Origin of the sequence: Mesorhizobium sp. CCNWLY176 (assembly GCF_037153935.1) — a bacterium.
GTDB classification, from domain to species: domain Bacteria; phylum Pseudomonadota; class Alphaproteobacteria; order Rhizobiales; family Rhizobiaceae; genus Mesorhizobium_M; species Mesorhizobium_M zhangyense.
The window spans coordinates 47,928-61,973 of record NZ_JBBBDZ010000024.1 but is presented as its reverse complement, the minus strand read 5'-3'; the positions used below and the strand labels follow the sequence as shown (position 1 = coordinate 61,973).

Here is a 14,046-nt window from a genome sequence, read left to right as displayed (position 1 = left end):
TGAATTATCGTGAGTTTCGAGTGCTTTAACCGCATCATGCCATCCTAAGAGAACAAATCTCCTAGGACAGCCCCAAAGTAAACTGTCCCCCAGTGCCTACCACACCACCTTGTGGCGCTCTCCCGTCTGCACATTAACAAACCCCTGCGGCACGGCCTCTGTCGGCGCCACCAACACCCAGCGCCACGGCGCGCAGGTCAGCGTCGCGAATTGCAGCCGCTCGGGAAAGCCGGGGAACCAGCGCGGCGAAAACGTCGGCTCGTAGAGCCATTCGATCCTGTTCGCCTCGACATAGAAAGCCTGCATCTCTGCATCGAGCGCTTCGGCGGTCCGGTTGGTCATCAGTCCGCCGACCTCATAGCGCACATCGGCAACGACCTCGTCGCCTGTCACCAGTGCCCAGCCGCCCTGGTTGTCGCGGATGCGATTGACCACTTCCGCCATCGCGGCATCGGACGAGCCGACGACCCAGATATTGTGCTTGTCATGCGCCACCGTGCAGCCGACGGCTGTGTCCGGCGTCTTCGGCCCGCAGCCCAGCCAGAACATTTTTGCGACCTTGCCCTCGCCGGAAAAGCGGTCGACGACGGCGAATTTGGTGATGTTGCGCGCGGTATCGCGCTGCACTGCACCGTCCGAAACCGGCAGTTCGGTGGTGATGAAATTGTCGTCCCAGTGGAAGGGCCGCAGCAGCGCCGCCTGCATCGTGTCACGCCCACTCTCGGCGGGGATGGCAAAGTCGTGGGTCGTCATCTGTCGTTCGATATTGACCGTCTTCGTCGCCCATTCGGGCCAATCGATAGCCGGCAAATGACCGACAAAATTCTTTCCCTGTGACACCTGCTCGCCATCCGCCCACACCTCGGCAAGCGACACCGTGGCTGCGTCGTCCAGCAACACCATATCGGCAAAACGCCCCGGCGCGATCGAGCCGACGAAAGGCGTCAGCCGCATATGCCGCGCCGGGTTGATCGACACGCATTGATAGGCGACCTCGGGCGTCAACCCGCTTTCGATGGCAAGGCGCACATTGTGGTCGGTCGCGCCCATCTTCAGCGTGTCGGAGGCGCTGCGGTCGTCGGTGGCAAACGCAACCTGGCTCCAGTCACGCAGGCCACGCTCCAGCAATCCGCCGATGATATCGGGCATTGAATGCGGGCGTATCTCGATGAAAATGCCGCGCCGCAGCTTGTCCCACGCCTCCTGCGGCGTCCACGCCTCATGGTCGGAGGACAGGCCGGCGGCGGCAAACGCGTTTATCTCCGGCAGATCGCGCAGGCCCGCGCCATGGCCTTCGACCACGCCGCGCTGCTCGAAGGTCGCCTGGATCATGCCCCACAGCCGCTCATAGGAAGGGTTCTGCGGGTTCCACACGGCAGGCCAGTCCATCACTTCGTCCAGCCCGGCCACCATGGCGCTTTGCGCCAGAAAGCCCGCTTGCTCGGCATAGCCGAAATGACCGCCGCCCCATTCATAGGCCGTGGGCGGCACCGCGGAGCCGGGCAGGGGAAAGATCTTCATCGGCGAGCCGGCCTGCCGCGCCGTCAGCCAGAATTCGAGGTTCTTCGGCCCGTTGACGTTAGAGAATTCGTGGCTCGCCTCGCAGGTCCATGTGTTGCCGCGCGGCATGACGAGTGCGGCCTCATGCTCAGGCGTCAGATGCGAGCTTTCGATATGCTTGTGGATTTCGCCGAACCCCGGCACAGCCGAAAGATGCGTGCGGTCGATCACCTCGCGCGCCGTGCCGGCAAACGTCCCCGCCGGGCCGACATAGGCGATGCGGCGTCCCCGCATTGCAACCTCGCAATCCTCCATCCACGTTCCGGTATGCACGTCGAGCAGCCGCCCGACGCGCACCACGCGGTCGGCCTCGCGCTTGCCGAGCGCCACCAGCACGAGATCCTGCCGGATGCGGATTTCGTCGGCGGCGTTGATCAGCAGATCGTCGGGAAGGCGGGTCGTCTCGGACAATTTCAAACTCACTCGATACGTTTGGGCCAAGCATTTCAGCTTGCTTTACCTGACCCGAAAATGGGAAGCGAAGCCATATTCGAATCGCCCCTGAAACGAAAGGCCGCGCCCTTATGCCAACCGCTCCCGCCCGCACCGTCGTCATCGACACCGATCCCGGCATCGACGATGCGGTGGCGATCCTACTCGCGCTGAAATCGGCGGAATTCGACGTCAGGGGCATCACCACGGTGGCCGGCAACATCGGCATCGCCACCACGACGCGTAATGCCGGCCGCATCCTGGCGCTTGAGGGCCGCGCTGGTATCCCCGTGGTTTCGGGCGCTGCCGGGCCGCTGTCGCGAAAGGGTTTCGACACCACCGAAATCCATGGCAATGACGGCCTTGGCGGCGTGGCATTTCCGGAGCCACTGGCGCCGGTGACGGGCAACGATGCGCCGGCATGGCTGGCGAAACTGCTGGACGACCTGCCCGCCGGTTCGCTTGACATCCTCGCGCTCGGCCCGCTCACCAACATCGCCCGGCTGGTGCAGGACCACCCCGCCTCGGCCAAGCGCATCGGCCGCGTCATCGCCATGGGCGGGGCGGTGCACGAGCCCGGCAACATCGGCCCGCGCGCCGAGTTCAACATCGCAGCCGACCCGGAAGCAGCCGAAATCGTATTCGGCGCCGGCCTGAATTTCACGCTGATCCCGCTCGACGTGACGCGCAAGGTTCGGGCCACGCGCGACTACACTGCAGCCCTTCAGGCAACCGCCGTGCCGGCAGCAAAATCTTCTGGCGAACTCATCGACGCCTATTTCCAATCGACCACCGGCGGTGAAAGCCGACCGCTGCATGATCCGTGCGTCATGCTTCTGGCGCTGGATGAAAAGCTGTTCGGCTGCGAGACGCTGAAAATCGCGGTCGATACGGGGACGACGCGGGACGCCGGCGCGCTGACGATCGATGACGAGAAGGGCGATGCTATTTCCGTTGCTATGAAGGTCGATGGGGAAGGGGCGCTTAAGCTGCTGTTTGAGAGGTTGGTAGGCTGAGCGCGCGATAATCCAGCCGCGTCCCCCTCTCCGTCGCGCTTCGCGCGCCACCTCTCCCCCGCAAGGCGGGGGCGAGGAACCGGCACTCGCTGAGGTCGCGGCATTACAGAACTTGGGTTCCTCGCCCCATGAAATGGGGAGAGGTGGCTCGGCGAAGCCGAGACGGAGAGGGGCTATTCTAGCGAGAACGACGAAGGCTGGTCCTGCCCGAACTCGCGCTCTCCGCCAAAAACCCTACACCCCTGCCAACTCCTGCTCCACCAGCGTCGTCCAGAATCGCACCCCAGCCGGTATCGCCGTATCGTTGAAATCATACCGGCTGTTGTGATGCAGCGCGCCATCCTCCGCCGGGCCGTTGCCGAGCCAGACATAGGCGCCCGGCACCTCCTGGCTGAACATCGCAAAATCATCGCCGGCGGTGGAGGGTGGAAACTCGGTCATCACCTTGTCGGCGCCGAGCGCACTCTGTGCCGCCGCCAGCGCCCGCCGCGTCGCATCACGATCATTCACCACGGGTGGCATCTGGCGGATGTAGCGGTAGTCGGCCTCGATGCCGAAAAGCTTCGCCGAGCCCTGCGCCAGCGCGCCGATCTCTTCTTCGATCTGATCGCGTACGGCCGCCGAATAGGCGCGCGAGGTGCCGCCGATCTTCACGGTGTCGGGAATGACGTTCAGCGCCTCGAAGCTGCCGCCCTCGATCGCGCAGGCGCTGACCACTGCCGGCTGCAGCGGGTCGACGCGACGCGCAACGATCGTATGCAGCGCCGTCAGGAACTGGCCCGCCGCCGTCATCGCGTCGCGGCCGAGATGCGGCTTGGCGCCATGTGTGCCGATGCCGCGAAACGTCACCATCCAGCGGTCGGACGAGGCAAGCTGCGGCCCGGCCACCACGGCCATGCTGTCGGTGGCGATGCCCGGCATGTTGTGCAGCCCATAGACCGCATCGACCGGGAATTTCCTGAAAAAACCATCCTCGATCATCGCCTTCGCCCCGCCGCGTCCTTCTTCGGCCGGCTGGAAGATAAAATGCACGGTGCCGGAAAAGTTCTTGCGCCGCGCCAGTTCGCGCGCCGCCCCCAAAAGCATCACCGTATGGCCGTCATGGCCGCAGGCATGCATCTTGCCGGGCGTGGTGGATTTGTAGGCGCGGTCCTCGGCGGTTTCGGGCATGGCCAGCGCGTCCATGTCGGCGCGCAATGCGATCCGCCGCGACCCGTCGCCAAGCTTCAGCGTGCCGACGACACCGGTCTTGCCGAGACCCGCATGAACCGCGATGCCGGCCTCAGCCAGCATCTTCTGGACGATGCCGCTGGTGCGGATTTCCTCGAAGCCGAGCTCGGGATTGGCATGGATGTCGCGCCGCAAAGCTGCCAGCATCTCGAATTCCGCATGATCGTCTTGGCTGCCCGCTGTCTTCACCGTAAAACTCCGTCCGGCCCTGCCTTGCGAATCCTCGCGGCGCGCAGGGCCATTTTCGCCGCATCTTCCTTCTGCAACAGAAAGACCCGTTTTGCCACTTGCCCCGCATGAATTCTGGCAGACCGTCTATCCCGCCGGGACTTTTGAGACGAACCCGCAGGACGGCTTCGCGGACCTCTATCCTGCAACGCTGCCCGACGGCCGCCAGATCGCGCTGCCCATCCGTGTGCTGCCCGGCGGCGAGGACAAGGCGGTGGCCTCCCTCATCGTCAACCAGGCAAGCTTTGCCGTGGAGGACGCACTTGCCGACGCCATGACGGCACTTGCCGCGGCCTACGATCCGGAAGTCGTCATCGGCGTGCCGACGCTCGGCCTGCCGCTGGCCAATGGCGTAGCTAGGCGGCTCGGCCACGCCCGCATGGTCGCCTTGGGAACCTCGCGCAAATTCTGGTACGACGACGCGCTCTCCGAGCCGATGAGCTCGATCACCAGCCCGGCCCACGCCAAGCGCATCTACGTCGACCCGCGCATGCTGCCGCTGCTGTGGGGCAGGCGGGTCATCGTGGTCGACGATGTGGTGAGTTCAGGCACGTCGATGCTGGCCGTGCTGCGCCTGTTGCGAAAGGCCGGCATCGAGCCGTTGGCCGCAGTCGTCGCCATGCTTCAGGGCGACAACTGGCGCGCCGCCCTTGGCCAACACGACGCATCCTTCGTCAAGAACATCCACGGCGCCATCTCGTCGCCCCGCCTGAAACGCACGGAGCAAGGCACATGGCTGGCCGAGAAAGCATAGGCTGGAACGTCGGCATCCGGGCGCCTTGGCCAAGCCGCATCATTCTTTCGATGCAGCGCATTCGAGGGCTTGATAGATGAGGCGGATGTGCTAAAAGGCGCCACCGAAAGGGAGCGGGTTTTGCCTGACCGGGGCAAAACGGTGCGTTGCACCAAACCGGCTCTTTCAGCCAAGCGATTGAAATCTCTCGCTTTTGGGGAATAGGTTAACGGTAGACCCACGGACTCTGACTCCGTTAGTCCTGGTTCGAATCCAGGTTCCCCAGCCAGACTTATATTCACAATCAGATCGGCTGCTTAGAGAATATCAGAAAAAGCCAACCGGAACAGTTTTCCGGGGCATTTTCCGAACTCGTGCGGCCGTTGCGCCTTGGCCTTCGCTGTCTCACTCTTTTTGATTCTGTCGCGGGGGCGACGATCCCCGCCAAACTCCAACCCTTGGCGCTTCACCTCGCCGACCTACATGTTAGGTTCTTACGAGAAACGGAGAATCAGGCGATGACGCGAAGCTTAGTGGTGTGGACTTTGTTGGGCGCTGTCGCCGTGCTTGCCGGCTGCCAGACAGCACCCGTGCAGCAGCAACCGGCAGGCATTTGCCGGGACAGGCCTTTTGAAGCCGGCCTGTGCTATCAGGACACCAACTGGCGGCTGTTCTCGCCGCGTTGGTAAGCGGCTCGTCGTGGCTTCGGGTGTGACATCGATTTGAGTCGTACCCGGACTCCGCCTTCACTCTCGCTGTGCGAACTGTGATTTCTCGAACACCAGCACCACCACCAGCGCCAGCACCAGCGGGATGATCAGGTAGAACAGGCGGAACACCAGCAGTGCCGCCAGCACCGCCGCCGGGTTCATGTCCGAAAGCCCGGCGAGAAAGACGATTTCCAGAACCCCGATCCCGCCCGGCGCATGCGACAGCAGCGCCACCGAAAACGAGATCACGAAAACGCCGAGAACGATGAAGTAACCGGGGTTTCCCTGCTCGGGGAGAGCAAAATAGATGATCGCGGCTGCCGCCATCAGTTCCATTGGCCCGATGATCAACTGCCGCACCACGATCGGCAGGCGCGGATAGTGGATTTGCAGGCCGCCGAGCCGCAGCGGCTTCAGCCCGAGCCAGCTTCCGAGGATGTAGAGGCCGATAAGCGCGAGAATCAGCCCGCCCGTCATTCGTGAGGCCGAGATCGGCAGGATGTCGACGAATCGCTCAAGCACTTCCGGCTCGGACAAAAGCAGGACCGCCCCAAGCAGCAGCGCGCCCAGCGCGAAGGTGAAGGAGCATAGCGCAACGAGAATGCCCACCTCCTGGCCGGTGAGCCCCTTGCTCGTATAGGCCCGGTAGCGGATCACGGCGCCCGAAAGCACGGAGCCACCGATATTGTGCGACAGCGCGTAGGTGGTGAAGGAGCAGACGGTGATGAAGGCGAAGGAAACCTTCTTGCCCAGATGCATCAGCGCGATGTGGTCGTAGCCGGCAAGGGCTGCATAGGCAACGATGGAACTGAGGCCTGCAAGTATCCAGCCGTGCAGGGGAATTGCCGCCAGGCCCTCGCCGACATCCTCGACCGATATGCCGCGCAGTTCGTGATACAGCAGCCAAACGGAAAAGCCGACAGCGCAGAGCCCGACCACGGGCCAGATGTAAGACTTCAACTTCATCGCGTTCCGGCCATGCGCAGCGAGTGTCCTTTCGTGGCGTCTTCGTGGGGGAGCGCGCCTGAACCGGCCACGCTTCGCGGTAACGTCTTTCAGCAATGCCTTATCGAAGCCGGCTGTTCAACCGTCTACGTGGCGGCAAGTGGTCGCCCGGCTAAAATTCCTCAGGCTACCCTTGGTGATTGGTCGACACGCTGCTATCGTCGTTTCAACTGAAAAATTGAAAAGCGTGTGCGGCGTCCGGTTCCGGTTCGCGCGGCGCAAAAAGGACATTCGACGTGGAAGACCGCGAACCCGGCGCAGAGGCGCCGGATGCGGGCGCGTACAGGGGGTTGCGGTCGCCGGATAACGGCGCAGGCAACCCGCCGGCAAACCGGGAAAACCGGGCGCCGGGCCCTCGATCCGGCAACGGGCACGCGAGGGCCGATGCACCGCAGCAGCCAGGAAAAGGCAAGAAACGGCGCAAGCGCAAGCGCGGCCGCAAGGTTTTTGCGCGTGATGGCGTAAAGCCTGACGGCGACGGCAAGGCTGCGCCGGGAGCGCCAAGCGCGCCGGTCGCGGCCCAGAATCCGGCAGCCGCTGCCGCCCCGACGGCGGACAGGCGACCAAATGCGCCGGACAGGCATTTCAATGCGGAACTGCCGGTTTTTGCAGCACTGGATCTTGGCACCAACAATTGCCGCCTGCTCGTGGCTGTTCCCGGCCGCCCCGGCCAGTTCCGCGTCGTCGATGCCTTTTCGCGCATCGTGCGGCTGGGCGAGGGGCTGACGGCCAGCGGCCGCCTGTCCGATGCCGCCATGGATCGCGCGGTGGAAGCCTTGAAGATCTGCGCCGACAAGCTGCGCAGCCGCAAGGTCAGGCGCGCCCGGCTGATCGCCACCGAAGCCTGCCGCTCGGCTGCCAACGGCGTGGAGTTCCTCGAGCGGGTCGAGGCCGAGGCAGGGCTCAAGCTCGAAATCATCGATCGCCAGACCGAAGCGCGCCTTGCGGTTTCCGGCTGCGGCTCGCTGGTCGAGCGCGACACGGACGGCGTCGTGCTGTTCGACATCGGCGGCGGTTCATCTGAAATCGCGCTGATCGATCTGTCGAAGCAGCGGTCTCCGCGGCTCGCCAACCACATCGTTTCCTGGACCTCGTTGCCGGTCGGCGTCGTTTCGCTCGCCGAGCGCTTTGGCGGACGTCACGTCACGCCGGAGATTTTCGACGCCATGGTGGCAGACGTGACCGGCATGCTATCGGTTTTCGAAGGTCGCGACCGCATCAACCACCTGATGGAAGGCTCGCGCTTTCACCTGCTTGGAACCTCCGGCACGGTCACGACGCTCGCCGGCGTCCATCTCGGGCTCGAGCGCTACGACCGCCGCCGCGTCGATGGGCTCTGGATGGACAATGCCAGCGTCGACCACATGATCGAAAAGCTGCTCGGCTGGGATTTCCAGGCGCGCGTGGCCAATGCCTGCATCGGTGCCGATCGCGCCGACCTAGTGCTGGCCGGCTGCGCCATTCTGGAAGCCATCCGCCGCGTCTGGCCGTCGGAACGGCTGCGGGTGGCTGACAGGGGCCTGCGCGAAGGCATATTGAGTGAATTGATGGCCGAGGACGGTGTCTGGCGGCGCAACTGGCGAAACGGACCACGGCAATGACTGGCCCAAAAAAACCCGGCAAATCCGGCCCCGGCGGCATACGCGTCCTGAAAACGCGCATCAAGAAGAAGAGCGGCCTGAAGGAATCCTCGCGCCGCTGGCTCGAACGCCACATGAACGATCCCTACGTCCAGCGCTCGAAAGCTGACGGCTACCGCTCGCGCGCCGCCTACAAGCTGATCGAGATCGACGACCGCCACCATCTGCTCAAGCCGGGCATGCGGGTCATCGATCTTGGCGCCGCACCCGGCGGCTGGTGCCAGGTCTCGGCTGCCCGCACCAAATCGACGGCGGAACATCCGCATGTCGTCGGCATCGACTATCTCGGCATGGACGCGGTGCCGGGCGCGCCGGTGCTGATGATGGATTTTCTCGACGATGACGCTCCGGCCAAGCTTTTGGAGATGCTGGGCGGCGAGCCCGATCTGGTGCTCTCCGACATGGCGGCTCCCACGACCGGCCATCGCCGCACCGACCATATCCGCACTATGCATCTGTGCGAGGTCGCGGCTGATTTCGCCATTTCGGTGTTGAAGCCGGGCGGGCATTTTCTGGCCAAGACCTTTCAGGGCGGCACGGAATCCACCTTGCTGACGCAGCTCAAGCACAATTTCCGCTCGGTCCATCACGTCAAGCCGCCGGCCTCGCGTGAGGAATCGGCCGAGCTTTACCTGCTCGCCAAGGATTTCAAGGGCCGCACCGTTCCCGCCGAAGAGTAGGCGCGGACAGGCCGATCCACCGCCGCGTCAGCTTTGCGGTGGGGTTGCCTCGATCGCCTTGGCGGTCCGACCGCCATAGCCTGACACCGCACTGCCGGCGTCTGGTGCCAGCCGCAGGAAAGACAGCGATGCGACGGCGGAAACCGCGGCAACGATGAAGAACGCGGTGTGGAAATCGGCCAGCGTCAGCGGCCCGCCATGCAGTTGCGTCGAGACTTCCAGTATGCCGCCGGCCAGCGCCACGCCGAGTGCCACGCTGATCTGCTGGAAGACGGCGGTGATCGGTGTTGCCTTGCTGGTGTCGGCGTCGGAAACCTCCGCATAGGCAAGCGCATTGACGCCGGTGAAGAACATCGAGCGGATGAAGCCGCCCATCAGCAGCATTCCAAGCATCAGCGCATAGGGTGTCTCGGGCGTGAAAAACCCGTTGATGGCAATCGTTGCAGCTGAAACCAGCGAGCCCGCGACCAGAACCCTGCGGAACCCGGCTGCCCTGAACAGCCAGGCCGTCACCAGCTTCATGCCGATCGCGCCGATAGCCGAGACGAAGGTGATCATGCCGGACTGGAAGGGCGTCATGCCGAAGCCGATCTGGAACATCAGCGGCAGCAGGAATGGTACCGCGCCGATGCCGATGCGAAACAGGCTGCCGCCCAGCACGGCGGACCGGAACACCTGGCTGCGGAAAAGCGATAACGCCAGCAGCGGGTTCTGCTTGCGGCGTGCGTGCAGCAGATAGATCACGCCCGATATCAGCCCGACGACGAGCGTCGTTATGCCCACGCTTGGGGGCAGGGCAGGCAGGCTGACCACCGAGAGGCCGAAAACCACGCCGGAGGCTGCCAGGCCGCTGAGGATGAAGCCGGCAGTATCGAGCGGCGGCACGCCGGCCGATTCGGTCTTGGGCAGGAAGCGCGTCGCCAGCCACATCCCGATCACGCCGATCGGCACGTTGATCAGGAAAATCCAGTGCCAGGTGAAATAGGTGGTGATGAAGCCGCCGACGGGCGGGCCGACCAGAGGTCCGACAAGTGCTGGAATGGTCAGCCATGACATTGCGGCAACGAGTTCGTTCTTTGGCGTCGCGCGCACCAGCACGAGCCTGCCGACCGGCGTCATCATCGCGCCACCCATCCCTTGCAGGAAGCGCGACCCCACGAAAGCGGCCAGCGAATTGGACATGGCGCAGGCGACCGAGCCGATGACGAAGACCGCGATTGCGGCGCGGAACACGTTCTTTGCGCCGAAGCGATCGGCCATCCAGCCGCTGACCGGAATGAACACGGCGAGCGAAACAAGATAGGCGGTAAGTGCAAGTTTCAGCGCGATCGGGCTGGTGCCGATGTCGGCAGCGATTGCCGGCAGCGATGTGGCGATGACCGTCGAATCCATGTTTTCCATGAACAGGGCGACCGCAAGGATAAGCGGGATTGTGCGATTCACGGAATTTTCCAGGATATGAGGGCCGGTTGAAAAGGCTGCATGGGACAACTGCGCCGAGTTTACACGAGTCGCAGCCTATGTCGCCGCTTTTGGCCCCTAGGCAAGCCCCCGAGGTTGGGCCAGGGGCCGGAATGGCGCAAAACCACGCTCAAATCTATGTGAGAAGGCGCGTGCGCTGCCGTCATCCAATCTCGTCAGGCCCGCAGGGCGATCTTGTCGAGCAAAGCGAGGCTGGCGGGCTTTGCGGTTATCCTGACGGCCTCATCGAGCAGATCCACCGAATGAAGCATCGCCTCCAGCATGTCGGCAAGGGAGGCGCTATAGGAATCCCCGTCGTTGCGAAGGGCGATTATCCTGCGGGCTATCCCGTCGAAAGAATTGTCCAAATCCAGTAGCATCCGACCCCCAGGGGTATTTCGGTTTTCCGCCGGGGGCAGGCGAGAATCACCCAGGAATCTAACGACTTGCAGCTATCAGGTGCAAGCGGCGGAATTGCGTCCGTGGTTCAAGGGCGGGGAGTCTGGGCTCAATCGGCAGCATCGAAAACTCGTGACGAGCCGAGCGAAACACACCAGATGAGCGGTTTGAGAGGAGAAACTGGTGAGGCTACGCAGCACCAGCGCCCCACGCTTGCCAAGCTAGGCAAACGTGGTGAACAAATTGTTACCGAGGGCTCGATCTCTTGAGCGGAAACGCGATGACCTCGCCCTTCGGCGCCCTGTACTCGGCGGCAAGCGCTGCCTCAACAAGGATCTCGATGGCCTCGTTCATCTTTCGGCTGTCCTGGTCACTGCCGCGCAGATAGGTCTGCGCCTTTTCCAGGTGATGCCTTACAGCGGCGAAATCCGATCGCAACATGATCCTCCATTCGCCCCCATCGCAAGGGTGGCGCAGGATACTTTCAAAACCGCGAACGAAAATGATTGGATTTTAGGAAACCGGCATATCGCGATGAGGTTATGCACAGGCAACCCCGCTGTTGCCGGGATGCCATTGAAATGCCCGACGCCACCGCGCATCCCGCCTTACACGATGAAAAACTCGCCGGCCGTCATCGCCAGTCCCGGCGCAACGGTCGCGAATTTGATTGCCGCGGCGCCACCAAGGCCGTCCTTGTCGAACCAGAGGTCGCCCGTCGCCGGGTTGTAGATGACGCGGTCACTCGCATCGTGCGCAGCCGTACCGGTGTGGAACGCGTCTCCAGTCAGCCCGCCTTTCGCAAGGCCGGACAAATACTTTGTGTCCAGCTGGATCGTGTCCTGGGCGAGATTGTAATCGTTGATCCTATCGATATTGGTGGAGCCGATAGGCTTGTTGAACACGAAGGTATCGTAGCCGTCACCACCGTTGAGGGTGTCCTTGCCGCCCCCGCCGACCAGCGTGTCGTTACCCGCACCACCGCGCAGGATATTGTTGCCGGAGTTGCCGACAAGTGTGTTGTTGAGCGTGTTGCCGTTGCCGGTCAGGTTCGCCGTGCCGAGGAGCTCCAGCCGCTCGACACGCGCACTGAGAATCCAGTCGACATAGGATCGCACGGTGTCATTGCCGGTGTCGGTCTCATACTCGATCACGCGATCACCAGCCGACGAAACGATATATATATCGTCTCCATCCAGACCGTACAGGGTATCCTTGCCGGCCTTGCCGTCGATGATGTTGTTGCCGTAATTACCGTAGATTTCGTTGTCGAGGGCGTTGCCGGTAGCACTGGTGTTGTAAGGGCCCTTGAGAACCAGATTTTCAACCGCGCCTCGCGCGGCATATGCGTTTGAGAGACTGAAAGAGATGGTAGAACGAATGGTGTCGATGCCGTTCGAGCCGGCGCTGGCTTCATTTACCACATCGAGAGCGTTGTCGACGTCGTAACTATCATTGCCAGGCCCGCCGCTCATGAAGTCCTTGCCTTCGCCACCATAGACATAATCGTTTCCGGCCCCGCCACTCCAGACGTCATTGCCGTCACTGGCGGAGAAACTGTCGTTGCCTGCGCCCATGATGGCGATGTCGGGTCCGACGCCGCCGTCGACCATTACATTCCCAAGGATCGCAACAAAGGCATCGACCGAAGACGATATCGCGTTTAGGACTTTCATGTATTGCAGCGAGATCTCGCGCACTTCGATGAGCTTTAGACCAAGACTTTGCACCTCGATTTGGGTGACAACCCCGACACGGCCATCGAAGCCGCTGCCCTTCATGACAAACTTGTCACCGTTCGCGGCGGTCAGTGTAACCTGGGTCGGCGTAATTATCGGCTCCGCGTCGCTCTCAACGATCTTCTGTAAGAAGAAACGAAAGTCTTCTTTGCTGGCCTCTGCAATCTGCCCGATACTCAGGATAGACATTGCGCACCTCCCTTTTATACAGCGCGCGAGCGCATGCCGGGCGAAGCTAACATGTCGGCGGTATACTGCCTAGGCGACGCCTCAACTGACCTCCGGCTGGCCGTGTTCGCTGATCGTTGGGTTCTTTCCTAGACGACAAAAAAGTCGCTGGCCGTCACGGCAAGTCCGGCCGAGATCGAGGCGAATTTGATGGCGCCGCCGCTGCCGGTTCCGTCGCGATCGAAGAGCAGATCGCCGTTGGTACTGTTGTAGATGATGCGGTCGGTGGCATCGTGCGCAGCGTTGCCGACGTGAAATGCCGCCGGCGTCAGCCAGCCCACCGTCAGACCGGTGAAGATGCCCTTGTTCAGCTGGATCGTGTCGTCGGCGACGTTGTAGTCGGTGATGGTGTCGACATTGTTCGGCCCGAGCACCGAGTTGAAGACAAATGTGTCTTTGCCTTCTCCGCCGACCAGGCGGTCATTGCCGAGATAGCCGGCAAGCGTATCGTTGCCGGCACCGCCGCGCAGGATGTTGTTGCCGCTGTTGCCGCCGACGGTGTTGGCAAGCGTGTTGCCATTTCCGGTCAGGTTGGCGGTGCCCTGAAGTTCGAGGCGTTCGATGTTGGCGCCGATCGTCCAGTCGACAGAGGAGCGGATCGTGTCGCGGCCTTCGCCGGCTGCTTCGATGATGCGATCTTCGGTCGAGGAGACGACGTAGATGTCATCGCCAGCGCCGCCGATCAACGTGTCGTTGCCGCCAAGACCATCCAGCAGATCGTTGCCGGCCCCGCCGTTGAGGGTGTTCGCGCCGGCATCGATGCCTGTCAGCGTATCGTCAAAGCCCGATCCACTGAGGTTCTCGATGCCGGTCAACACATCGCCGCTGGCATGGCCGCCGGCGGCGGTTCCGGTTTCCAGATTGACGATGACGCCTGCCGTCGAGGCCGTATAGTCGACCGTGTCCGAACCGAGGCCGCCAGTCAAATTGTCCGCGCCGCCGAGGCCGGCAAGCACATTGTTTCCGCCATCGCCCGTCAGGCTGT

General features: G+C 62.8%; 13 protein-coding genes and 1 tRNA gene. 6 read left to right on the top strand and 8 right to left on the bottom strand.

Features of this window, described 5'->3' with window-relative positions:
- Positions 1–96: 96 nt before the first annotated feature.
- Positions 97–1,971 carry an adenine deaminase gene (locus WBQ96_RS26695; protein WP_336555680.1) on the bottom strand — a complete coding sequence of 625 codons (1,875 nt, stop codon included), beginning with the start codon at positions 1,969–1,971 and terminating at the stop codon, positions 97–99.
- A gap of 113 nt (positions 1,972–2,084) precedes the next feature.
- Between WBQ96_RS26695 and WBQ96_RS26690 the strand changes: the two genes are divergently transcribed.
- Positions 2,085–3,008: a nucleoside hydrolase gene (locus tag WBQ96_RS26690; protein ID WP_336555682.1), complete on the top strand. Its 924-nt coding sequence runs from the start codon at positions 2,085–2,087 to the stop codon at positions 3,006–3,008.
- Between the two features lie 234 nt (positions 3,009–3,242).
- Here WBQ96_RS26690 and WBQ96_RS26685 read toward each other — a convergent pair whose 3' ends face one another.
- Positions 3,243–4,385, bottom strand: coding sequence for a M20 aminoacylase family protein (locus WBQ96_RS26685; RefSeq protein ID WP_336555772.1), 1,143 nt, complete (start codon positions 4,383–4,385; stop codon positions 3,243–3,245).
- Positions 4,386–4,518: 133 nt separating this feature from the next.
- Between WBQ96_RS26685 and WBQ96_RS26680 the strand changes: the two genes are divergently transcribed.
- The 3 genes from WBQ96_RS26680 to WBQ96_RS26670 all read left to right on the top strand — a co-directional run bounded on the left by WBQ96_RS26680 (position 4,519) and on the right by WBQ96_RS26670 (position 5,888).
- Complete coding sequence (locus WBQ96_RS26680) at positions 4,519–5,220, top strand: phosphoribosyltransferase (protein ID WP_336555683.1); 702 nt, start codon at positions 4,519–4,521, stop codon at positions 5,218–5,220.
- A gap of 194 nt (positions 5,221–5,414) precedes the next feature.
- A tRNA-Gln gene (locus WBQ96_RS26675) sits at positions 5,415–5,488 on the top strand.
- A 229-nt stretch (positions 5,489–5,717) separates the two neighbouring features.
- Complete coding sequence (locus WBQ96_RS26670; protein WP_165119882.1) at positions 5,718–5,888, top strand: hypothetical protein; 171 nt, start codon at positions 5,718–5,720, stop codon at positions 5,886–5,888.
- Positions 5,889–5,945: 57 nt separating this feature from the next.
- Here WBQ96_RS26670 and WBQ96_RS26665 read toward each other — a convergent pair whose 3' ends face one another.
- Entirely contained in the window at positions 5,946–6,875 is a 930-nt protein-coding gene (locus WBQ96_RS26665; protein WP_336555686.1) for a lysylphosphatidylglycerol synthase transmembrane domain-containing protein, read from the bottom strand.
- Positions 6,876–7,150: 275 nt separating this feature from the next.
- Between WBQ96_RS26665 and WBQ96_RS26660 the strand changes: the two genes are divergently transcribed.
- Positions 7,151–8,515 (top strand): Ppx/GppA phosphatase family protein, encoded by a 1,365-nt coding sequence (locus WBQ96_RS26660; RefSeq protein ID WP_336555688.1) that lies wholly within the window; start codon positions 7,151–7,153, stop codon positions 8,513–8,515.
- Complete coding sequence (locus tag WBQ96_RS26655) at positions 8,512–9,234, top strand: RlmE family RNA methyltransferase (protein WP_336555690.1); 723 nt, start codon at positions 8,512–8,514, stop codon at positions 9,232–9,234. Before WBQ96_RS26660 ends, WBQ96_RS26655 begins: the two co-directional genes overlap by 4 nt.
- Before the next feature lie 27 nt (positions 9,235–9,261).
- Here the strand turns inward: WBQ96_RS26655 and WBQ96_RS26650 are convergent, their stop codons facing one another.
- The 5 genes from WBQ96_RS26650 to WBQ96_RS26630 all read right to left on the bottom strand — a co-directional run.
- Positions 9,262–10,677 (bottom strand): MFS transporter, encoded by a 1,416-nt coding sequence (locus WBQ96_RS26650; RefSeq protein ID WP_336555692.1) that lies wholly within the window; start codon positions 10,675–10,677, stop codon positions 9,262–9,264.
- A gap of 194 nt (positions 10,678–10,871) precedes the next feature.
- Entirely contained in the window at positions 10,872–11,075 is a 204-nt protein-coding gene (locus WBQ96_RS26645; protein WP_091911852.1) for a hypothetical protein, read from the bottom strand.
- Between the two features lie 265 nt (positions 11,076–11,340).
- Positions 11,341–11,535, bottom strand: coding sequence for a hypothetical protein (locus WBQ96_RS26640; RefSeq protein ID WP_244537792.1), 195 nt, complete (start codon positions 11,533–11,535; stop codon positions 11,341–11,343).
- Between the two features lie 167 nt (positions 11,536–11,702).
- Positions 11,703–13,022, bottom strand: coding sequence for a calcium-binding protein (locus tag WBQ96_RS26635; RefSeq protein ID WP_336555696.1), 1,320 nt, complete (start codon positions 13,020–13,022; stop codon positions 11,703–11,705).
- A gap of 128 nt (positions 13,023–13,150) precedes the next feature.
- A partial coding sequence (locus WBQ96_RS26630) for a calcium-binding protein (RefSeq protein WP_337035951.1) occupies positions 13,151–14,046 on the bottom strand: 896 nt, incomplete at its 5' end.